At 61.7% G+C, this 20,546-nt stretch carries 21 protein-coding genes; 10 read left to right on the top strand and 11 right to left on the bottom strand.

Translation table 11 applies throughout. The features are described from left to right. The first annotated feature begins 72 nt into the window (after positions 1-72). The 10 genes from ttcA to M3P21_RS08595 all read left to right on the top strand — a co-directional run bounded on the left by ttcA (position 73) and on the right by M3P21_RS08595 (position 9,647). Positions 73-756, top strand: coding sequence for a tRNA 2-thiocytidine(32) synthetase TtcA (gene ttcA, locus M3P21_RS08640; RefSeq protein WP_249708981.1), 684 nt, complete (start codon positions 73-75; stop codon positions 754-756). A gap of 64 nt (positions 757-820) precedes the next feature. Beyond that, entirely contained in the window at positions 821-2,359 is a 1,539-nt protein-coding gene (locus M3P21_RS08635) for a putative bifunctional diguanylate cyclase/phosphodiesterase (protein WP_249708980.1), read from the top strand. A 126-nt stretch (positions 2,360-2,485) separates the two neighbouring features. Next, positions 2,486-4,306: a membrane protein insertase YidC gene (gene yidC, locus M3P21_RS08630; RefSeq protein WP_249708979.1), complete on the top strand. Its 1,821-nt coding sequence runs from the start codon at positions 2,486-2,488 to the stop codon at positions 4,304-4,306. Then, the gene (locus M3P21_RS08625) at positions 4,303-5,043 is read left to right on the top strand and encodes an MOSC domain-containing protein (RefSeq protein WP_249708978.1); all 741 of its coding nucleotides are present in this window, start codon (positions 4,303-4,305) and stop codon (positions 5,041-5,043) included. Before yidC ends, M3P21_RS08625 begins: the two co-directional genes overlap by 4 nt. Then, the gene (gene yihA / locus M3P21_RS08620; RefSeq protein ID WP_249708977.1) at positions 5,040-5,693 is read left to right on the top strand and encodes a ribosome biogenesis GTP-binding protein YihA/YsxC; all 654 of its coding nucleotides are present in this window, start codon (positions 5,040-5,042) and stop codon (positions 5,691-5,693) included. Before M3P21_RS08625 ends, yihA begins: the two co-directional genes overlap by 4 nt. Continuing rightward, positions 5,690-6,049: a DUF2946 domain-containing protein gene (locus tag M3P21_RS08615; protein WP_249708976.1), complete on the top strand. Its 360-nt coding sequence runs from the start codon at positions 5,690-5,692 to the stop codon at positions 6,047-6,049. The genes yihA and M3P21_RS08615 overlap by 4 nt, the downstream gene beginning before the upstream one ends. A gap of 75 nt (positions 6,050-6,124) precedes the next feature. Further along, the gene (locus M3P21_RS08610; RefSeq protein ID WP_249708975.1) at positions 6,125-7,522 is read left to right on the top strand and encodes a PepSY-associated TM helix domain-containing protein; all 1,398 of its coding nucleotides are present in this window, start codon (positions 6,125-6,127) and stop codon (positions 7,520-7,522) included. A 105-nt stretch (positions 7,523-7,627) separates the two neighbouring features. Continuing rightward, positions 7,628-8,491 (top strand): acetylglutamate kinase, encoded by an 864-nt coding sequence (gene argB / locus M3P21_RS08605; protein WP_249708974.1) that lies wholly within the window; start codon positions 7,628-7,630, stop codon positions 8,489-8,491. After that, positions 8,491-9,153, top strand: coding sequence for a ferredoxin (locus M3P21_RS08600; protein WP_249708991.1), 663 nt, complete (start codon positions 8,491-8,493; stop codon positions 9,151-9,153). Before argB ends, M3P21_RS08600 begins: the two co-directional genes overlap by 1 nt. Next, a complete protein-coding gene (locus M3P21_RS08595) occupies positions 9,150-9,647 on the top strand; it encodes a SixA phosphatase family protein (RefSeq protein WP_249708973.1) in 498 nt (165 codons plus the stop codon). The genes M3P21_RS08600 and M3P21_RS08595 overlap by 4 nt, the downstream gene beginning before the upstream one ends. Before the next feature lie 56 nt (positions 9,648-9,703). Here M3P21_RS08595 and M3P21_RS08590 read toward each other — a convergent pair whose 3' ends face one another. The 11 genes from M3P21_RS08590 to rplQ form a co-directional block, all read right to left on the bottom strand. Beyond that, a complete protein-coding gene (locus tag M3P21_RS08590) occupies positions 9,704-10,495 on the bottom strand; it encodes an amino acid ABC transporter ATP-binding protein (protein ID WP_283780894.1) in 792 nt (263 codons plus the stop codon). A gap of 10 nt (positions 10,496-10,505) precedes the next feature. Then, positions 10,506-11,810, bottom strand: a complete 1,305-nt coding sequence (locus M3P21_RS08585) for an amino acid ABC transporter permease (protein ID WP_249708972.1) — start codon at positions 11,808-11,810, stop codon at positions 10,506-10,508. 1 nt (position 11,811) lies between these two features. Further along, positions 11,812-13,080 carry an amino acid ABC transporter permease gene (locus M3P21_RS08580; RefSeq protein ID WP_249708971.1) on the bottom strand — a complete coding sequence of 423 codons (1,269 nt, stop codon included), beginning with the start codon at positions 13,078-13,080 and terminating at the stop codon, positions 11,812-11,814. A gap of 130 nt (positions 13,081-13,210) precedes the next feature. Next, complete coding sequence (locus tag M3P21_RS08575; protein ID WP_249708970.1) at positions 13,211-14,227, bottom strand: amino acid ABC transporter substrate-binding protein; 1,017 nt, start codon at positions 14,225-14,227, stop codon at positions 13,211-13,213. Between the two features lie 206 nt (positions 14,228-14,433). Continuing rightward, positions 14,434-15,141: an ATP12 family chaperone protein gene (locus M3P21_RS08570; RefSeq protein ID WP_249708969.1), complete on the bottom strand. Its 708-nt coding sequence runs from the start codon at positions 15,139-15,141 to the stop codon at positions 14,434-14,436. Continuing rightward, entirely contained in the window at positions 15,134-15,817 is a 684-nt protein-coding gene (locus M3P21_RS08565; RefSeq protein ID WP_249708968.1) for an HAD-IA family hydrolase, read from the bottom strand. Before M3P21_RS08565 ends, M3P21_RS08570 begins: the two co-directional genes overlap by 8 nt. Further along, positions 15,814-16,857: an RluA family pseudouridine synthase gene (locus tag M3P21_RS08560; protein ID WP_249708967.1), complete on the bottom strand. Its 1,044-nt coding sequence runs from the start codon at positions 16,855-16,857 to the stop codon at positions 15,814-15,816. The genes M3P21_RS08565 and M3P21_RS08560 overlap by 4 nt, the downstream gene beginning before the upstream one ends. Then, a complete protein-coding gene (crcB, locus tag M3P21_RS08555) occupies positions 16,854-17,234 on the bottom strand; it encodes a fluoride efflux transporter CrcB (RefSeq protein ID WP_249708966.1) in 381 nt (126 codons plus the stop codon). Before crcB ends, M3P21_RS08560 begins: the two co-directional genes overlap by 4 nt. 31 nt (positions 17,235-17,265) lie before the next feature. Further along, on the bottom strand, positions 17,266-18,579 hold the full coding sequence (locus M3P21_RS08550) for a replication-associated recombination protein A (RefSeq protein WP_249708965.1): 1,314 nt from the start codon (positions 18,577-18,579) through the stop codon (positions 17,266-17,268). Between the two features lie 3 nt (positions 18,580-18,582). Next, a complete protein-coding gene (locus M3P21_RS08545) occupies positions 18,583-19,968 on the bottom strand; it encodes a trypsin-like peptidase domain-containing protein (RefSeq protein ID WP_249708964.1) in 1,386 nt (461 codons plus the stop codon). Positions 19,969-20,106: 138 nt separating this feature from the next. Further along, positions 20,107-20,526 (bottom strand): 50S ribosomal protein L17, encoded by a 420-nt coding sequence (gene rplQ, locus M3P21_RS08540; RefSeq protein ID WP_249708963.1) that lies wholly within the window; start codon positions 20,524-20,526, stop codon positions 20,107-20,109. Positions 20,527-20,546: the final 20 nt, after the last annotated feature.

Genomic DNA, 20,546 nt, shown 5'->3' with positions numbered 1-20,546 from the left:
ATGTACCGAGCGGCAATTGACTGTCACGTGCAAATTCCAACAGAGCACACATAGATTGAACTGCTACGCTAGGTGTTCAGTCCCGGCATCTGGTGGCACGGCCTGCTGCCGGTCGAGCTACTGGCCTGCAATCTGGATCAGGGGCAGCCGGGATTCCCGGCAACCGTGTTGCCCGAGTTTCTGGAAAAGATGGGCGTGCTGCACCGGATCGAGTATCAGGACACCTATTCCATCGTGATGGACAAGGTGCCGCAGGGCCGGACGTTTTGCGCGCTGTGTTCCCGTCTGCGGCACGGCAATCTCTATCGCATCGCACGTGAAGAAGGTTGTTCGGCCGTGGTGCTCGGTCATCACCGCGACGACATTCTGGAAACCTTTTTCATGAACCTCTTTCACGGCGGGCGATTGGCCACCATGCCGCCGAAACTGGTGAACGAAGAGGGCGATTTGTTCCTCTACCGGCAGCTGGCCCATGTGGCCGAAGCCGATTGCGAGAAATTTGCCACCGCGATGGATTATCCCATCATCCCCTGCGATCTGTGCGGCAGTCAGGACGGGCTGCAGCGCCAGCAGGTGAAACAGATTCTGGACCAGTGGGAAAAAAACGCGCCGGGACGCAGGCAGGTCATGTTCCGGGCACTGATGAATGCGCGCGCCTCGCATCTGCTGGACCTGAAACTGTTCGATTTTGTGGGATTGAGCCTGTCAAAAGGCGAATTCGGCGCAAATTGGGCTGAGATTCCGCAGTTTCGTTAACACATCACTCAGACTGGTTTTCTAAGGTCAGGCGAACGCAAACGCAAAAGGCCGTGGATAACCGATGCAGATCAGTTCGTTACCGACCCGTCTGAAAGACCGGATCGTGCCGATTCTCGGCGGCCCTCAGGTGCTGGCCTTCCTGCCGGCGCTTACACTGGGGGCATTCTGGCTCTGGGGGGAAATCGCGCTGTTGCTGACGGCGCTGGGCCTGCCGCTTTTGTTCGCTTTTGCAGGTGCTTTGGGCAAATGGCCGGTTGAGGCACAGGGGCCGCGCGATGCAGTCACCGGGCTGCTTTTGCAGGACAGCTTTCTGGCCGCCACAGAAGATGTCTGCGTTCAAACGACCAGAAACGGGCTGAAATCGGCTTGTTTCCTGGTCGAACTTGACGATTACAGCGATCATGTCAGCCGCTTGGGCCAGGGCGCGGCCGACCACATCGTGCAGCGATGCGGCGAACGGGTTCAGGCTGTGTTGCGTGACAATGACCTGGTGGCGCGCATGGGCGACAACCGTTTTGCGATCTGCCTGGCGCCGGTGCCGCATCTTGATCTGGAGCTTTCGATCCAACTTGCGGGACGCTTGCAGGAGGCGGTGGAAAATCCGATATCGCTGGATGGATCAACCGTTTATGTCAGTTGCTCGATTGGCTTCTGCCAGTTCAGCCGGTTCGACGGCAACAGCGCCAAGGACTGGCTGGCCGCTGCCGATCTGGCGCTGGAAGAGGCGCAGCAGGCCGGGCCCTCTGCGATCCGGGCCTTCTCGCCGCAAACACGTCGGCGCCGTGGCACCAAGCCGCTGCGCGATGAGATCGCCTCAGCGCTTGATAACGGCCAGATCCAGCCCTGGTATCAACCGCAGATTTCGACCGAGACCGGCCATGTCGTCGGGTTTGAGGCGCTGGCTCGCTGGTCGCATCCGTTGCGCGGCAACCTGGGCACCGACGTGTTCCTGCCGCTCATCGCTCAGGCTGGGCTGCTGGACCGTCTGGGGCAGGTGATGCTCTACCATTCCATGACGGCGCTCAAGGCTTGGGACAGCGCCGATGTCCGGGTCCCGCGTGTCGGCGTGAACTTCACCGCAGAAGAGCTGCGAAACCCCGCGCTTGTCGAGCGTATCCGGTGGGAGCTGGATCGCTTTGGCCTGACCGCCGACCGGTTGGCGATCGAGGTGCTGGAAAACGTGTTCACGGACACTGCCGACGATACCGTCACGCGCAATATCGCGGGCCTGGGACAGCTGGGGTGCCGTATCGATCTGGATGATTTCGGCACCGGTCATGCTTCGATCGCGGCTATCCGCCGGTTTGCGATCACCCGGATCAAGATCGACCGATCCTTTGTCACCAAGGCTGATCGCGACCCCGAACAGCAGCGCATGATCGGGGCCATTCTGACCATGGCCGAGCGGCTGGAACTGGAAACCCTTGCCGAAGGGGTTGAGACCGTCGGCGAACATGCCCTGCTGGCGCAGTTGGGCTGCGACCATGTGCAGGGCTTTGGCATCGGCAAGCCGATGCCGTTTGACCAGACGCTGGACTGGATCTCGGCCCATGATGCCAAAGTACAGGACGCGCCGCGGATCAGCCGCAAAACCGGCTGACCCGGCCCCTCTTTCGTTGCGATTTGAACGCGCAGGCCCGAGAATTGGGGCGAATCCGCTTGACCTTTGGTGCTGCACTCTGTTGAACCCACCGGTGACTTTTCCTGCAAATGGTGGCGGTCCCCGATGGACGATCAGAACAAGAACCTCATTCTCGCAACGGCGCTCAGTTTTCTGGTGATCCTCGTCTGGCTCGTGGTGTTCCCCCCCCCCGAGCAGACCGCCCCGACCGAAGAGACCGCGATCGAAGCCGTCGAAGGCGACGTTGCCACCGCGCCGGTCGCCGCCGAGACCGGCGCGATAAACACCGAGGTCGTCGCCGAACCGGAGTCCCCCGAAGCGCCGCGGATCGAGATCAACACCCCGCGTCTGACCGGTTCGGTCTCGCTCAAAGGCGGTCGGATTGATGAACTGTCGCTGAAAGATTACCGCATCTCGTTGCAGCCCGACGCCGATATCGTCAAGCTGCTGTCGCCGTCGGGCTCGGACTCGGCCTATTACGCGCTGTACGGCTGGGCGCCCGGCGCGGGCCTTGCCGCCGACCAGGTACCGGGTGCTGCCACCGACTGGCAGCTTGCCGAGGGCGAAGTGCTGAGTCCTGAAACCCCGATCACCCTGAGCTGGGACAATGGCAATGGCCTGACCTTCACCCGCACCATCTCGATTGACGATGACTATATGTTCACCGTCACGCAATCGGTCGCAAACACCACCGGTGCCGAGGTCAAGCTGGCCCCCTATGGCGTTCTGGCGCGTCACGGCACGGGTGAGGATGCGGACCTGCCGGGTCTCAAGAATTTCTTTATCCTGCACGAGGGCGCCATCAGCATGACCGATGGCGGTCTGGCCGAGATCGACTATTCCGACATGCGCGATTTCCCGGTCGAGCCCAATGAGCGCGCGCAGGCCGAGGTGTTTCAGGTCCAGCAGGATGGCTGGATCGGCTTTACTGATCACTACTGGATGACGACGCTGATTCCCGAACCGGGCAGCGCGTTCAAGGCCGCCGCCAAATATGACGACCGCCGGAAGATTTATCAGACCGAAACCGTGCTGCCGACGCTGACTGTCGCGCCGGGCGAGACCGCCGAAGTGCAAACGCAGCTTTTTGCCGGTGCCAAGGAATGGGAAACCATCCGCGAATATCAGCGCGAGGGTGTTCTGAAATTCATCGACAGCATCGACTGGGGCTGGTTCTTTTTCCTGACCAAGCCAATCTTCTGGCTGCTGCACAACATCAACGCACTGATCGGCAACATGGGCTGGTCGATCATCGGCCTGACCCTGATCATCAAGGCGATCCTGTTCCCGCTGGCGTATAAATCCTACGTCTCGATGGCCAAGATGAAGGAGTTGCAGCCGCAGATGGAGGCCCTGAAAGAGGCCGCCGGTGACGACCGTCAGAAGATGCAGCAAGGCATGATGGAGCTCTACAAGAAGGAAAAGGTGAATCCGGCCGCGGGTTGTCTGCCGATCCTGATGCAGATCCCGATCTTTTTCTCGCTCTACAAGGTGATCTTTGTCACCATCGAATTGCGCCAAGCCCCCTGGTTCGGCCCGTTCCGCGACCTGAGCATGCCGGATCCGACTTCGATCTATAACTTCTTCGGCTGGCTGCCCTGGGCCGGGCCGCAGCCCGATACGATCATGGCGCTGGCCTTTATCGGCATCCTGCCGCTGCTGCTGGGTATCTCGATGTGGCTGCAGCAGAAGCTGAACCCGGCGCCCACTGACCCGACGCAGGCGATGATCTTTGCCTGGATGCCCTGGGTGTTCATGTTCATGCTGGGCAGCTTTGCCAGCGGGCTGGTGGTTTACTGGATCGCCAACAACACGATCACGTTCACGCAGCAATACGCGATCATGCGCAGCCAGGGGTATAAGCCGGATGTGTTCGGCAACATCAAATCCGGGTTCAAGCGCAAACCCAAGGCCGACGAGAAGTGACCGCAACGGTCCAGAGCCTCTGGCGACACCCAATCAAGGCGCATGGCCGCGAGGCTCTGGATGAGGTGGCGCTGATCGCCGGGCAATGTCTGCCCGGCGACCGCGTTTGGGCGGTTGCCCATGAGGCGGCGAAGGTTGACAGTGCCGAATGGGCCAAATGCGCCAATTTCACCCGCGCGGCGGGGTCGCCGCAATTGATGGCGATCTCGGCCCGCACGGACGGTGACAGGCTGGTGCTGACGCATCCTGAGCGGCCCGATCTGCGCTTTAACCCCGAAACCGAAGAACCCGCGTTCCTGGACTGGGTGATGCCTCTGATGCCCGAAGGTCGCGCCGCGCCCGCCGACATCATTCGCGTGCCCGGTGTTGGCATGACCGATAGCAGCTGGCCGTCGCTGACGTTGTGCAATATGGCTACCCATCGCGCGGTAGAGCAGAAGCTGGGTCACAACCTGTCAATCCATCGCTGGCGCGGCAATATCTGGTTCGATGGCTTTCCCGACTGGGCCGAATTCGACTGGATCGGCCAGCAAGTGCAGATCGGAGACTCGATCCTGCAGGTGCGCGAGCGCACGACCCGCTGTCTGGCGACAACGGTGAATCCTCAGACCGGCCTGCGCGACGCCGATACGCTGGGCGCGTTGGAACAGCACTGGGGCCACAAGGATTTCAGCGTCAAAGCCGAGGTGATCCGCGGCGGGCGTGTTGGTATCGGCGACAGACTGGAGCTGCTATGACCTCTCTTCCCTTCCCCCTTGCCGAGGATCCTGAACCGTTGGCGCAGGAGCGCGGGCGCAAGCTGTTTGCTGGCGAGTCAGAGTTCGTGAAAGGCGTGGTTGCCATGTCCGGCCTGCCACCTGCGGACCGGATCGAGGTCTGTTTCGCCGGCCGCTCGAATGTCGGCAAGTCGAGCCTGATCAACGCGCTGACGGGCACCAAGGGGCTGGCACGCGCCTCGAACACACCGGGGCGCACACAAGAGATCAATTTCTTCACGCAAGGGCCCGAGCTTTATCTCGTGGACCTGCCGGGCTATGGATATGCCAATGCGCCGCTGCCGGTGGTCGAGAAATGGCAGCGTCTGCTGAAACAATATCTCAGCGGTCGCCAGACCCTGCGCCGCGCTTTTGTTCTGGTGGATGCGCGCCATGGCGTCAAACCCGTCGATGCCGAGATCATGAAGCTGCTGGATACCAGCGCCGTGACCTTCCAATGCGTGTTGACCAAGGCCGACAAGGTCAAGGCAAAGGAACGCGAACGGGTGCTGGATCAGGTCCGCGCCGCCCTGTCGAAACACCCTGCCGCCTATCCCGAGATCGTGCTGACCTCGTCCGAAAAGGGCGACGGCATCCCGATCTTGCGGTCGATTATCGCCACATTGGAATGAGGCTGCGGCTGGTAATATGCCTGACCCTGATCGCGTTGGCGCTGAGCAGCGCGATCCCGCAGGGCTGGATGCCTGCGGGCGCGGGCGACAGGATGCTGCTGGTGCTCTGTACCGGCAACGGCACGGTCGAGCGCTGGGTCGATCTGGACGGCGACGACCCCCTGCACGAGGAAACCGAAGAACGCATATCCTGCGCCTTTGGCACGATGCAAACGGCGGGGTTGCTTTCGGATAGCCGTGTGGTGACCCTGCTGCCATCCATGTTGACCGAGCGCTGGGCCACGGCGGGTTTCACCCATCGCAGCGCCGGGTTTCATGCCCGTTATGATGCGCGGGGGCCACCGCAGGTTCTTTGATTCCACAAACGACCAATCCTGAAAGCCCCGCGCACCGCAGCGACGGGGGGTGTTTGATATTCAAAGAGACATGCAATGGACAATCCAAACCCGGTCGCCAACACCGGCCAGACTAAACTTGCGCAAAAATTCTATTTCGCCGCGTGGCGGTGGCACTTCTACGCGGGGATATTCGTGATCCCCTTTCTCATCATGCTGGCGGTGACCGGCCTGATGATGATGTTCCTCACCCAATTCGACGGTCGCGACGGCGAGAAGATCGCCGTAGCAGTGCAAGGCGAGGCGCTCAGCGTCTCGGAACAGGCCGAGGCGGCATTGGCTGCGGTGCCCGGTAAGGTTGTCGAATGGATCGGTCCCAAGGCGGACAACCTGGCCACCGTCTTTCGCGTCAAGGGCGAGACTGGTCAGTTGATGGCGGCGGTCGACCCCTATACGGGTTCGGTGATCGAGACCTGGGACCGGCGCGCTGGCTGGTATGATCTGGCCGACAACATCCACTCGACCCTGCTGATCGGGGATACCGGTGATCGGTTGATCGAGGTGGCCGCCGGGCTGGCCCTGGTTCTGGTGCTGACGGGCCTTTACCTGTGGTGGCCGCGTGGCAACGCGCTTGCCGCTTTTGTGCCGAACCTGAAGGCTCGCGGGCGGGCGCTGTGGAAGTCTCTGCATGCGGTAGTCGGGTTCTGGATGTCGCTTTTGCTGGTTTTGTTCCTGATATCGGGCCTGTCCTGGGCCGGGGTCTGGGGCGGTATGATGGTCCAGCCCTGGAGCAGCTTTCCTGCCGAGAAATGGGACAATGTTCCGCTGTCGGATGACACCCATGCCAGCATGAACCACGGCAATCAGAACGACGTGCCCTGGGCGCTGGAGCAGACCCCGATGCCGGAGTCTGGCTCGAATGTCGGGGAGGCGGGCATCCCCGCAGGCACAACGATCGATATCGACACGCTTGTGACGCTAGGCCTGTCGCTGGGAATGGAGAACCGGTTCCGTATTGCCTATCCCGGCGATGATACCGGTGTCTGGACGCTGAACCGCGACAGCATGAGCGGGGATTCCACCGACCCGATGGTGGATCGCACCGTTCATGTGGACCAATATACCGGCAAGATTCTGGCCGATGTGCGGTTCGAGGATTATTCGCTGATGGGTCAGAGCATGGCGGTTGGCATTCCGTTCCATATGGGCCTGATGGGCACGTGGAATTTCGTCCTGAACGTTGTGTTCTGCCTGTCGGTGATCTTTGTCTGCGCCTCGGGCGTTGTCATGTGGATCAAGCGGCGTCCGTCGCGTGCAGGCCGTCTGGCCGCCCCGCCGCTGCCAGCTGACCTGCCTTTCTGGAAGGGCGCGGTGTTCATCGGGCTGATTACGTCGATGGCGTTCCCGCTGGTCGGGCTGACCCTGCTGGCGGTACTGGCGTTTGACATGCTGGTGCTCGGCAACATCCCGGCGATGAAGCGGGCCTTCAACTAAAGAGCGGTGCCGCGCCGCCCTTCTCGGTGGCGCGGCATGTTTTGTCCCATCCGGTCTTGGCAGTTTTGGCCAAACCTCCTAACAGAGGGTCAAAGGATCCTTGCCATGAAGACACGAGATATGAATCGCGATTGGATTGCCACCGCCGCCACCCTGTCCAGTGCCCTGCCTTACCTGCAGCGTTATGACGGGGCCATTGTCGTCATCAAGCTGGGCGGCAACGCCATGGGCAGCGACGAGGCGATGGAAAGCTTTGCGCGCGACGTCGTGCTGCTGCGTCATGTGGGGGTGAACCCGGTTGTGGTGCATGGCGGCGGTCCGATGATCAACGCGATGCTGAACCGGCTCGATATCCAGTCCGAATTCGTCAATGGCAAGCGTGTCACCGATCAGGCCACCGTCGAAGTGGTCGAGATGGTCCTGTCCGGCCTGGTCAACAAGCGCATCGTGCAGGCGATCAATCGTCAGGGGGGTACCGCTGTGGGCCTGTCGGGCAAGGACGCGAATCTGATGCAATGCGAACAGACCGACGCCTCTCTGGGCTTTGTCGGCACGCCATCGAAAATGAACCCCAAGCTGCTGAATGACCTGTTCGCCAATGACGTGATCCCGGTGATCGCGCCTCTGGGCGCTGGACCCGAGGGTGAGACCTTCAACGTCAATGGCGACACCGCCGCCGGGGCGGTCGCCTCGGCGCTCAAGGCCGACCGGCTGCTTTTGCTGACCGATGTATCGGGCGTGAAAAACGCCGCCGGTGAGGTCGTGACCGAATTGAAAGCGGGCCAGATCCGCGAGATGACCCGTGAAGGCACCATCGCGGGTGGCATGATCCCCAAGACCGAGACCGCTCTGGACGCGCTGCACAACGGGGTACGCGCGGTGGTCATTCTGGATGGACGTGCACCCAATGCGGTGCTGCTGGAACTGTTCACCGAACACGGCGCCGGGTCGCTGATCCGTCCGGATTGATGGACGCGCCGGGGCTGCACCAGATCGAGGCATTGGCCGCCGAGCGCGGGTTGATCGTGATGGGCGCCTTTCATCCCAAACGGGCTTATGACGCGTCACACGACACCGGAACGCTGGTGCTGCTGGGTGCTGGTCCGGCCTTCTGGCCGGTATTCGCGCGCTCACCGGAATATCTGAACGATGAGGCAGACCCGGTAGATCGCTGGTCCGAGCGCGTCGTGGGCGGGCTGGCGCAACATCTGGGTGTCTCCTGCAGCTATCCTTTTGGCGGACCGCCTTACGCCCCCTTCATCGATTGGGCGCTGAAGTCCGGGCGCTACTGGCAAAGCCCGGTGGGGATGCTGGTCCATGACACTGTGGGCCTGATGATCTCATTCCGGGGGGCGCTGCATTTCGAGGACGAACTGCCGCTTCTCGCGCCGCCCAAAACCGCACCCTGCGCAACCTGTGCGGCCCCCTGCACCACCGCCTGCCCGGTTGGCGCGTTGAGCGCCATCGGCGCGTACGATCTGGCCGCCTGTCATGGCTTTCTCTCTACCGACGCAGGCACGACCTGCATGAGCAAAGGCTGCCTCGCCCGCCGCGCCTGCCCTGTCAGCACCGGGGCCGGGCGCAGCCATGCGCAATCCGCCCTGCATATGAGAGCTTTTCATCCCTCATGACACGCACCCTCATCCTGACCCGCCACGCCAAATCTAGCTGGGATCACCCCGGCATGGACGACCATGCCCGCCCGCTGAACAAGCGCGGGCGCAGATCAGCCCAAGCCATCGGACAATGGCTGTCCGAAAAGGGCTATCTGCCTGACGAGGTGCTGAGTTCGGATTCGGCGCGCACGCGAGAGACCTGGGACCGTATGAAACTGGCCGCGAAACAGACCACATTCACGCGCGCGCTCTACCACACCGACGCGCAGGGCTTGATGCACGCGCTCAGCGGCGCGACGGGGCACTGTGTTCTGATGTTGGGCCACAATCCCGGCATTGCCGCCTTCGCGGAAGGGCTGGTAAAGGCCCCACCGCCACATGACCGGTTTTTTGACTACCCCACATGTGCCACTACGGTGATCACCTTTCCGGTTGAGGATTGGGCAGAGGTCACATGGCAGGATGGCACGGTTCTGGATTTCGTCATCCCGCGCGAATTGCCGGAATAAAAAAGGCGGGGTCAGACCCCGCCTTTTTTAGGTTCAAGAAGGGTGTTCACCCTATCTCAGTGCCCGAGAATCTGGCTCAGGAACAGCTTGGTCCGTTCGCTTTGCGGGTTGTTGAAGAACTCTTCGGGTTCGTTCTGTTCCACGATCTGACCGGCATCCATGAAAATCACGCGGTTGGCGACCTGACGGGCAAAGCCCATCTCGTGGGTCACACACAGCATGGTCATGCCTTCCTCGGCCAGTTCGATCATGGTGTCGAGCACCTCTTTGATCATCTCCGGGTCCAGCGCCGATGTCGGTTCATCGAACAACATGATCCGCGGCATCATGCACAAGCTTCGCGCAATCGCCACCCGCTGCTGCTGACCGCCCGATAGCTGGCCGGGGTATTTGTCGGCCTGCTCGGGGATCTTGACCTTTTCCAGGAAATGCATCGCGCGTTCTTCGGCCTCTCTGCGGGGCGTCTTGCGCACCCAGATGGGCGCGAGCGTGCAGTTTTCCAGAATGGTCAGATGCGGGAACAGGTTGAAGTGCTGGAACACCATGCCAACCTCGGAGCGGATCTTGTCGATGTTCTTCAGGTCATTCGACAGGACCGTGCCATCCACCTCGATCCTGCCCTGCTGATGTTCCTCCAGCGCGTTCAGGCAGCGGATCAGGGTGGATTTGCCAGACCCCGAAGGGCCCGCGATCACGATCCGTTCGCCCTGATTGACGGTCAGATTGATGTCGCGCAGCACATGGAAGGCCCCGTACCACTTGTTCATGCCGGTGATTTCGATGGCGACCTCGTCGCTCACCTGCATTTTGGTGCGGTCGATTTCGCGTTCGATTGCAAGTTCAGACATTGGGCCCTCCTTAACGATGGCCAGTTTGGAGCTTGCGCTCCAGATACATGGAGTAACGGGACATGGAGAAGCAGACCACGAAGAACAGCGCACCGATAAAGGCAAACAGTTCCCAGTAGATGCCGTTCCAGGCCGTATCGGCGCGGATGGCGCTGGACAGGCCGATCACATCGAACAGGCCGATGATCGAGACCAGCGTGGTATCCTTGAAGATGCCGATGAAGGTCGACACGATACCCGGGATCGAGATTTTCAGCGCCTGTGGCATGATGATCAGACGCTGCGCCTGCCAGTAGTTGAGGCCAAGCGAATCCGCCCCCTCATACTGCCCCCGAGGCAAGGCGGCGAGGCCACCCCGGATCACCTCGGCCATATAGGCGGCCGAAAACAGCGTCATCATGATCATAACCCGCAGGATGATGTCAAAATTCGTGCCCGGCGGCAGGAACAGGTTCAACAGCAGCGATGCCACGAACAGGAGCGTGATCAGCGGAACGCCCCGGATGAACTCGATAAAGCCCACGCAGAGGTATTTGACGATCAACAGGTCCGATTGACGGCCCAGCGCCAGGACAATCCCGATCGGCAGTGAGACACCGATGGCAACAACACCCAGCAGGATCGCCAGCATGAAACCACCGAACTGGCGGCTTTGCACGGCTTCGATACCGATGGGCAGGATCGAATCCATGGCACCGACGACGTAGCCGGACAGGACCAACCACCAAATCACCGTTGCCAACACGCCGAGGACGAGGCCAAGCAGACCGCTCAGTTGTTTGCTGAGAACCGTGTAGACACCCCAGCCGATGACAAATCCCAGCGCGGCTGAGATCGGGCCCCAGATGGTGCCGCCCCACATCAGGAACGGCATCAGGAACGGATAGGCCGCCGTCAGATAGAGCAGCTTTGACGGTACACGTTCCGAATACAGGATCGGCGCGAGCGCGATCAGCAGCAGCACCAGCGCCAGGATCGGACGCCAGTACAGATGATCGGGATAAAACCCGAACAGCATCTGCAGCCAGCGGTCATTGATCACCGCCCAGCAGGCGTGCCCGTGGGTCGAGCCCCAGGTCGCCATCATGATTTCCCGACATTCGGTCAGTGAATTCGCGTTCCAGACAGACTGGAATATCCACGGCACAATGCCAGACAGAACGTAGTAGATCGCATAAAGGGAAATCAGCGTCAGGATCGAGTTGAACCAGCCCGAAAACAGGTTGTGTCTGACCCAGCCAATGATGCCAACCTCGGACGCTGGCGGAGTTTGCTCTTGCAGCATCTCCGTGCGGACAAATGAAACATCACTCATATTACCGCTCCACCAATTTGACGCGTTCGTTGTACCAGTTCATCACCGCTGAAATGCTCAGGGAAATGCAGAGATAAACCAGCATGAGAAGCAGAACACATTCCAACTCGCGCCCGGTCTGGTTCATGGTGATCCCGCCAAGTGTGCCGGTGATGTCCATGTAGCCGACCGCAATGGCCAGAGAGGAGTTCTTGGTCAGGTTCAGATAGTTCGAGATCATCGGCGGGATGATCACCCGCAGCGCCTGCGGCAGGATCACCAGCCGCATGATCCGCCCCTGACGCAGCCCCAGAGCCGCAGCAGCCTCGGTCTGGCCATGGCTGATGGCAAGGATGCCACCGCGCACGATCTCGGCAATGAACGCGGCTGTATAAAGCGACAGGGCCAGCCAGAGCGCGATCAGCGAGTTCCGCATATGGGTGCCGCCGGTGAAGTTGAACCCTTTGAGCTCGGGGTAGCCAAGGTGGAAACCCAGCGCAACCAGCAGAGTCAGCATCGGCACAAAGAAAAGGCCCAGCAGGATATGCCAGGTCTTTGGCCGGTCACCGGTCTGCTCTTGGGTCCGGTTGGCCCAGGCGATGACCTTGCGCATGGCAAAGATACTGCCCGCCAGAACGACGATGATCGCGATCAGGTCAAGCGACACGTCGAACCGCAGCGCGCTATCGCCAAAGAAGTGGATATCCCCTAACGAGCGCGAAAACAGCGCCTCGGGGATGTAGACACCGCGATTGGTGACAGCAACCGTGTTGAACAGGTCCATCGTCGCTGCGGGGTCTTCGCCTCGAAACGCCCGTGGGGCCGGAAGGCTCTCGATCAGGATCGCCATCGCAAAGACGATCCACAGAAGGACCGGCACATTGCGGAACATCTCGACATAGACGGTCATGATCTTTGAGACCAGCCAGTTTGATGACAGGCGCAACACGCCCACAAGGACGCCGATGACGGTGGCCGTGATACAGCCCAGCACCGCCACGACCAGCGTGTTCAGCAGCCCGATCAGGGCGGCGCGCAGGTGGCTGTCGCGGGAATCATATTCCAGCAGGCGCTGGTTGATGTCATAGCTGGCCGGTTCGCTGAAGAACCCGAACTCGACCGGTTTGCCCAGCGCTTCGAGGTTCTGGATCGTGTTGCTGAGCAGCCATGCCGCCAGCAGCATGAACCCCATCAACGCAATGACCTGGATCGTGGCTGACCGGTAACGTGTATCATAAAGGAGCATGGACAGCCGAAAATGCTCCTTCGGCGGGTCAGTGAGTGTTGTCATGACCTATGGTTTCCCCGTAACAATCCGGTCCTGAAATCGGCGGGGTTTGCCCCCACTCGCAAATACCGGGTTTGTTGTTTGTGAAAATGAAAAAGGGCGCAGGATGTCCTGCGCCCTTTCTTGCGGCTTCTTAGCGGAACGGCGGCGAATAGAGCAGCCCGCCATCGGTCCACTGCGCGTTCAGACCGCGTGCCAGACCGATCGGGGTGTCTTCGCCGATGTTCTTCGCAAAGATTTCACCATAGTTGCCACCGGCAGCGATCGCGCGCTGCGCCCATTCGGCATCCAGGCCCAGCATCTCGCCCAGGGTACCTTCGGTGCCCAGCAGACGCTTGATTTCCGGGTTATCGGTGCTGGAGGCGATATCGTTGATATTCGCCGAGGTCACGCCCAGCTCTTCGGCCGAGATCAGCGCGTTCAGCGTCCAGCGGGCCACGTCGCCCCATTCGTTGTCGCCATGGCGCACCAGCGGACCCAGAGGCTCTTTCGAGATGATCTCGGGCAGCAGGATGTGCGCCGAAGGATCCTCAAACGAAGCACGTGTCGCAGCCAGGCCGGAAGCGTCGGTGGTGTAGACGTCACAAGCCCCCGCCAGATACTGCTGCTGCGCTTCGGCGTTGGTTTCGATCGGAACCGGCTCGTAGCTGATGTTGTTGGTGCGGAAGAAATCCGCCAGATTCAACTCGGTGGTGGTGCCGGTCTGGATGCAGACGGTCGCGCCGTCCAGTTCCTTGGCCGAGGATACGCCCAGCTCTTTGGGGACCATGAAGCCCTGACCATCGTAGTAGTTCACACCGATGAATTCGAACTTCAGGTCGACATCGCGGCTGAATGTCCAGGTGGTGTTGCGTGCCAGCAGATCAATCTCGCCCGAGGCCAGAGCGGTGAAACGCGTCTTGCCGGTGGTCGGCACAAATTCGACGGCATTGGGATCACCCAGAACCGCCGCTGCCACCGCACGGCACATCGACACGTCGAAACCCTTCCATTCCCCGTTGGCATCCGGCGCCGCAAAGCCGGCCAGACCGGTGGTCACACCGCAGTTCAGCTTGCCACGCGCCTTGACGTCGTCTGCCGTCCCCGCCATTGCAGCACCTGCTGCAAGAGTGGCGACAGTCGCCGCGCCCAAAAATACGGATTTTTTCATTTTTACCTCTTCCTGATTTTCCGCCCCCTTCCGGGACGGCTCGCCGGTCTGAGTTTAACCGGAGCATATACCGAAAAAGGGATCTCCCCTTCAGTGGGGCCAAGTTTGGGCGCATTCATCAATGAACGTCAAGGGTTCGATCACTGAAATAAATCTACAAGCCCCGGCATTTCCCCGTGGTGAGGGGTTTGGAGCCGCCCTAAATCTCAGGTTGAAAGATCAAAGAACCGCTTTGCGTGTAAAAACGACTGCCGCTTTAGTTCCGCGTGTGCGGTGGCCTCGTCGTCGCTGCCCCATTGATCTTCCTGCCAATGCTCGTCGATGCGTGACAGATGCCAGATCTCGTCGGCATCGCGCCAATCCAGCGCAGTGGCAAAGCCCAGCAGCAGCGACCCGGACAGGCTCACGAGGTCGTGAAAGGCGGCCAGCTGGAACGGATCCAACGCGTGTACCCGGTCCGACAGCACCGCAAGCGCTTGCGCCGGTTGCGGGGTATGAACGACGCCTTGTACCGCAGTAAGTCGGGCATCGAGCGTCGCGGCAGCCCAATCCAGCACCGGATCCCAGGCCTGTGCCTGCCGATTGGCAAGCGCCTGCGGGTGCGCCGTGCGGTAACAGACCAGATCGGTATCACCATAAGCGGCCAGCATATCCGCGACCTCGGCATGCTGAATGCGCACCTTGTCGATTGCCGCATTGGCCGAGCGTGTCACCGGCATTGACAGCGGGTCGATTCGACCTTCTTGCATGTCCCATTCCTGCGCCACGGCCTCCGCCATGGCACGTGTCGGCAGGATCAATGCGGCCTTGGCTGGCGTCTTGACGCCACGCCCGTCCAGTTCGACGCGAAAACCGTCCTGCGCCCCGACAACGGCACTTTCGCTCCAGAATCGCTTGGCTGCCCACTCACCCATGATTCACCGCCCGGAAAGTGTTCAAAACGTCCGCCAATTGAGCGAAATCCTCAACCACATTGCGCGCCGGCTCCAACGCGCTGCGGTGATGATAGCCCCAGGTGACGCCGATTCCCGCCACGCCTGCCGCCGACGCCATCTGCATGTCGAAGCTGGTATCGCCAATCATGATCGTATCATCCCGTGCCACGCCGGTTTCCGCCCGCGCGGTGTCGATCATCGAGGGGTGAGGTTTCGACGGGTGGTGATCGGCGACCTGCCGTGTCACGAACATCCGCTCCAGCCCATGCGCTTCGATCAGCGCATCCAGCCCGCGCTTGGATTTGCCGGTGGCAACACCCAGCAGGAGTTCGGGCGACCCGTTCAGGTTTTCCAGCAATGCGCGCGCGCCGGGATAGAGCGGCGAATGCGCGGACCCTTGTGAGAGCCGTATGTCGTGATAGGCCTCTTTATAGCCAGCGACCAGCCGGTTCACGGTCCGGTCATCCTGTTCGGGCACCAGCGCTTTCATCAACACCGGCAGAGACAGACCGACACCGGACATCAGTTCTGAACGCGCAGGCGTCTCCAGCCCCGCCGCACCAAACGCCGCGCGCATCGCAGCGACGATCGTGGCCTGGCTGTCGACCAGCGTGCCATCCACATCAAACAGGATCAGGCGCAAGGGCGCGCTCATTGCAGCGCCTCGAACGGGTCGTCTGCGGCCAGATCTTCGGTCCAGCCCAGCGTGTCCCAGCTGTCCTTCATATGATCCGGCAAAGGCGCAATGATCGAGACCGGCTTGCGGGTCACCGGATGTTCGAACGCCAGCCGGCGCGCATGCAGATGCAGTTTCTTGCTGATGACACCGCCCAATTGCGCGCCCCAGCCATCGCCCAGATTCTCCTGACCCGAGCCGCCGTATTTGCCGTCACCAATGATCGGATGGCCCATGCCCGCCATATGGGCGCGCAGTTGGTGGGTGCGCCCGGTGAGCGGCTCCATCGCCACCCAGGCGGCGCGGCCCGCAACCCGGTAGAGCGTGGCATAAAGCGTGTGGGCGCGTTTGGCACCCGGTGTGTCATTGATCTCGCTGGGATGGACGACGACCATCTTCTCGCCCTCGCCCTGCGGACCATGCCCGCCCGCCTTGACCAGACCGGCCTTGATCTCGCCCAGGTAGGGGGTTGGAACGCCCGCCACCAGGCCCCAGTAGATCTTGCGCGTGTTGCGGTGGCGGAAAGCGGCAGTCAGGGATTTCGCCGCCTCGCGGGTCCGCGCCAGCAGCATCACGCCCGAGGTATCCTTGTCGAGCCGGTGCACAAGGCGCGGGTTTTCGTCATAGCCAAACCGCAGCGCCTCGCCCAGCCCGTCCACATGGCGGGTCTGACCGCTGCCGCCCTGCACCGGCAGGCCCGGTGGCTTGTTCAGCGCGATGATATGATCGTCGCGATAGATCACGCAATCGCGGATCATCTTCGCATCCGCATCGGAAATTCGCGGCGTGACCTGAACCGGTTTGTGGTCAGCATCGGGCAGCGGCGGCACCCGCACGGCCTGACCAACTTCGAGCCGGGTCGAGGCTTTGACCCGGCCGCCCTCAACCCGCAACTCGCCCTTGCGACACATCTTTTCGATGCGCCCCTGGCTGACATGAGGGAACAGGCGGCGCAGCCAGCGGTCGAGCCGCTGGTCGCCGTCATCCTCACCTACTGTGATCATCTGTACGCCGCTCATGTCCAAAGTCCCCGCGCAAGATAGAGGCCCAGAAACAGCGCCCCGATGGAGAGCCCGACAGAGAGCCCCACATAGAGCGCCGCATGGCCCAAAGCCCCGCGTTCATAAAGTGTGACCGCCTCAAGCGAAAACGCCGAGAAGGTGGTGAAGCCGCCCATGATTCCAGTCATGACGAACGGGTTCAGGTGGGTCAGTCCGCGATGCGCCGCGGTCACCACGAAAAACCCCATCAAAAACGAGCCGATGATATTGACGGCGAGGATGGCCACCGGAAAATCCTGCGGGCCGAAGGCGCGGAACACGCCAACACCCGTCAGGTGCCGGAGCGCGGCACCGATCGCACCGCCAAGAGCCACATGTAGAAGAGAAGACAACATGCGCGGTCTGTCGCGCGCGCGAGCGGGGATGTCAAGTTTCCCGGCGCTTGGCCCGCAGGTTGGCAAAATAATCCCGCCGTTTTTTCAACTCGCGCTCGAAGCCACGTTCGACCGGCTGATACAGTTCTTCGCGGGCGACGCCTTCGGGAAAATAGTTCTGTCCCGAAAACCCGTCCTCGGCATCGTGGTCATAATCATAGCCCGCGCCATAACCCTGATCCTTCATCAGCGATGTCGGCGCGTTCAGGATGTGTTTGGGCGGCGGTTCGCTGCCGGTCTTTTTGGCCAGCCGCATCGCCGCCTTGTAGCCCACATAGGCCCCGTTCGATTTCGGGGCCAGCGCCAGATAGGTCACCGCCTGCGCCAGCGCCAGTTCTCCTTCGGGGCTGCCCAGCCGCTCATAGACCTCCCAGGCGTGCAGGCAGATCGACTGCGCCTGCGGGTCGGCCAGCCCGATATCCTCGACCGCCATGCGCGTGATCCGGCGCGCCAGATAGCGCGGGTCCTCGCCCCCGGTCAGCATCCGCGCCAGCCAGTAAAGCGCCGCATCCGGATCCGAGCCGCGCACCGATTTATGCAGGGCCGAGATCAGGTTGTAATGCTCATCCCCCGATTTGTCGTATTTCGCCGCGCGCCGCATCAGCCGCGCCGACAACGCGTCCGGCTCCAGCGGCGCGTCGACGCGCCATGCGGCGATCTGTTCGACCAGATTGAGCAGCGCCCGCCCGTCGCCATCGGCCATTTCCAACAGGGATCGCCGCGCCTGATCCGTCAGCGGCAGCGCTGTGTCCAGATCCTGCTCGGCCCGTTGGATCAACCGCTCAAGCTGGTCCCCATCCAGCCGTTCCAGCACCAGCACCTGCGCCCGACTCAGCAAGGCTGCGTTCAGCTCGAACGAGGGGTTTTCGGTGGTCGCCCCCACCAGCAGGATGGTGCCATCCTCCATATGCGGCAGGAACCCGTCCTGCTGCGCCTTGTTGAAGCGGTGAATCTCGTCCACGAACAGCAGCGTGCCCTTGCCGTTCTGACGGCGCAGCTTGGCGGCCTCAAAGACCTTTTTCAGGTCCGGCACCCCGGTGAAAATGGCGCTGATTTGCACGAAATGCAGGTCGGTTTCCTGCGCCAGAAGCCGCGCGATGGTGGTCTTGCCCACCCCCGGCGGTCCCCAGAGGATCAGGCTGGACAACGCGCCAGAAGCCAGCATCACGCCCAGCGGAGCCTCGGGGCCAAGAACCTGTTCCTGCCCGACCACCTCAGCCAGGGATTGCGGCCTGAGCCGGTCGGCCAGCGGTCGGGGCGGGGCGTGTTCGGGTACGGCTGCGCCGGTATCGAAGAGATCAGCCATGGCTTACAACCGGAACCGCAATGAGACGCTCTGACCGCGCCGGTTCAGCACCATCCGCACCCGGCGGCCCGGATCGGTCAACGCTTGTTGCACATCCGCCGGGCTGATGATCTCGCGATCGTTGATCCGCTCAACCACGTCGCCACGCCGAATCCCTGCGCGATTGCCATAAGCGCCGGGATCCAGCACCACCACCCCTTCGGTCGAAACCGACAGGGTCAACCCCGCGATCACCGCCGGGTTCGCGCGGGCCACGGTCAGACCGGGCAGCACGGTGCGGTCATCCAGCGTGGTTTCCTGCGCAGGCGGCTCGTCGGGGGCTGGGTGCATGGCAACCTCCACCTGTTCCGAGGCCCCGCCGCGATAGCGGATGACCATTGCGCTGCCACCGATCCCGGCCACGGCCATGCGGAACATCATTTCGGGGGGTGAGTTGACCTCCTGCCCGTCCATATGGGTGATGACATCACCGGCGCGGAAACCCGCCTTTGCAAACGGGCTGAGCGGGTGCAAGCCCGACAGCACGAACCCGCCGGGCAGATCGAGGCCCAGCGATTCAGCGATATCAGCGGTCATCGGCTGGCCCGACATGCCCGCCCAGGGCTGCTGGAACGCCTCTGCACCCTGACGCGCCTGACGCAGGAACTCAGCCACCAGATTGGCGGGGATGGCAAAGCCGATGCCGTTCGACCCGCCCGAACGCGTCAGGATCGAGGTGTTGATGCCAATGAGATCACCATTCACATCCACCAGCGCGCCTCCCGAATTGCCCGGATTGATCGGCGCATCAGTCTGCAGGAAATACCCCCGCGCATTGCCCGTCGCCGTGCCCGAGCGCGCCAGCCCCGAAACGATGCCGCTGCTCACGGTCTGACCGACGCCAAACGGGTTGCCGATGGCGAGCACCAACTCACCCACCTCGACATGATCGGAATCGCGCAAGGACAGAAACGGCAGGTCCGTCGCCTCGCTCAGCCGCAAGATGGCAATGTCGCTTTCCTTGTCGCCCAGCACCACCTGCGCCGAATGCTCGCGCCGGTCGGTGGTGACCACGCGGATCTCGGTCGCCGAGCCCACCACATGATAGTTCGAGACCACATAGCCGTCCTCGGAAAGGATCACGCCGGAACCAAGCGAGTTCTGCACCCGCGGCTGCGGCTCGCCGAAGCTGCGGCCAAAAAAATCTTGAAAGAACGGGTCCGAGAAAAACGGGTTGGCCCGGCCCGGCCGCACGATCTTGGCATAGATGTTGACCACTGCCGGGGCGGCCTGTTTGACCACCGGGGCAAAGCCCAGCGAAATCTCGGACTGGCTGGCGGGAACCCGCGTCTCAGCCAGTGCCACGGACGCCGGGATCAGCAAGAGAACGGTAAGCAGCGCGCGCAGCATTCCTGACCTCATATCAAGTATCGCCCAAGCGATATGCGGCGGCGGCGCTTGGAATGCAAGCATACCCACCTGATCCGCCACAACGAAAAACCCCGCGCCAAAGGCACGGGGTTCACTTGGTCCACCGGTTGAGTGGGCTTATTCTTCTGCGGCCTCTTCGGCAGCAACGCGGGCCTTGTCGGCGGCGCCTTTGGCATCCAGATCGCGGTCAACGAATTCGATGATCGCCATCGGGGCCATGTCGCCATAGCGGAAGCCGGCCTTCAGGATGCGGACATAACCGCCCTGACGGTCCTTGTAGCGCGGGCCCAGAACGTCGAACAGTTTGGCGACGTCCTTGTCTTCTTTCAGCTTCGAGGCGGCCTGACGGCGGGCGTGCAGGTCGCCGCGCTTGGCCAGCGTGATCATCTTTTCGATGACCGGGCGCAGTTCTTTGGCCTTGGGCAGCGTTGTCTTGATCTGCTCATGCTCGATGAGCGAGCCAGCCATGTTGGAAAAGAGCGCCTTGCGGTGCTCATGTGTCCGGTTCAGGCGGCGGTAACCACGTGCGTGACGCATTTTCTAGTTCCTTCTTTCGA

The organism is Ruegeria spongiae, from assembly GCF_023502395.1.
Classification (GTDB): domain Bacteria; phylum Pseudomonadota; class Alphaproteobacteria; order Rhodobacterales; family Rhodobacteraceae; genus Ruegeria_C; species Ruegeria_C spongiae.
This window is presented reverse-complemented; position numbering and strand designations above follow the sequence as displayed.

Bases quoted from the DNA above. Each gene is read 5' to 3' on its own strand.
- M3P21_RS08610 (WP_249708975.1), top strand. From the start codon at position 6,125: ATGGACAATCCAAACCCGGTCGCCAACACCGGCCAGACTAAACTTGCG.
- M3P21_RS08635 (WP_249708980.1), top strand. From the start codon at position 821: ATGCAGATCAGTTCGTTACCGACCCGTCTGAAAGACCGGATCGTGCCG.
- crcB (WP_249708966.1), bottom strand. From the start codon at position 17,234: ATGTTGTCTTCTCTTCTACATGTGGCTCTTGGCGGTGCGATCGGTGCC.
- M3P21_RS08580 (WP_249708971.1), bottom strand. From the start codon at position 13,080: ATGACAACACTCACTGACCCGCCGAAGGAGCATTTTCGGCTGTCCATG.
- M3P21_RS08575 (WP_249708970.1), bottom strand. From the start codon at position 14,227: ATGAAAAAATCCGTATTTTTGGGCGCGGCGACTGTCGCCACTCTTGCA.
- M3P21_RS08570 (WP_249708969.1), bottom strand. From the start codon at position 15,141: ATGGGTGAGTGGGCAGCCAAGCGATTCTGGAGCGAAAGTGCCGTTGTC.
- M3P21_RS08590 (WP_283780894.1), bottom strand. From the start codon at position 10,495: ATGTCTGAACTTGCAATCGAACGCGAAATCGACCGCACCAAAATGCAG.
- yihA (WP_249708977.1), top strand. From the start codon at position 5,040: ATGACCTCTCTTCCCTTCCCCCTTGCCGAGGATCCTGAACCGTTGGCG.
- argB (WP_249708974.1), top strand. From the start codon at position 7,628: ATGAAGACACGAGATATGAATCGCGATTGGATTGCCACCGCCGCCACC.
- M3P21_RS08545 (WP_249708964.1), bottom strand. From the start codon at position 19,968: ATGCTGCGCGCGCTGCTTACCGTTCTCTTGCTGATCCCGGCGTCCGTG.
- M3P21_RS08600 (WP_249708991.1), top strand. From the start codon at position 8,491: ATGGACGCGCCGGGGCTGCACCAGATCGAGGCATTGGCCGCCGAGCGC.
- M3P21_RS08560 (WP_249708967.1), bottom strand. From the start codon at position 16,857: ATGAGCGGCGTACAGATGATCACAGTAGGTGAGGATGACGGCGACCAG.
- yidC (WP_249708979.1), top strand. From the start codon at position 2,486: ATGGACGATCAGAACAAGAACCTCATTCTCGCAACGGCGCTCAGTTTT.
- M3P21_RS08565 (WP_249708968.1), bottom strand. From the start codon at position 15,817: ATGAGCGCGCCCTTGCGCCTGATCCTGTTTGATGTGGATGGCACGCTG.
- M3P21_RS08550 (WP_249708965.1), bottom strand. From the start codon at position 18,579: ATGGCTGATCTCTTCGATACCGGCGCAGCCGTACCCGAACACGCCCCG.
- rplQ (WP_249708963.1), bottom strand. From the start codon at position 20,526: ATGCGTCACGCACGTGGTTACCGCCGCCTGAACCGGACACATGAGCAC.
- M3P21_RS08595 (WP_249708973.1), top strand. From the start codon at position 9,150: ATGACACGCACCCTCATCCTGACCCGCCACGCCAAATCTAGCTGGGAT.
- M3P21_RS08615 (WP_249708976.1), top strand. From the start codon at position 5,690: ATGAGGCTGCGGCTGGTAATATGCCTGACCCTGATCGCGTTGGCGCTG.
- M3P21_RS08585 (WP_249708972.1), bottom strand. From the start codon at position 11,810: ATGAGTGATGTTTCATTTGTCCGCACGGAGATGCTGCAAGAGCAAACT.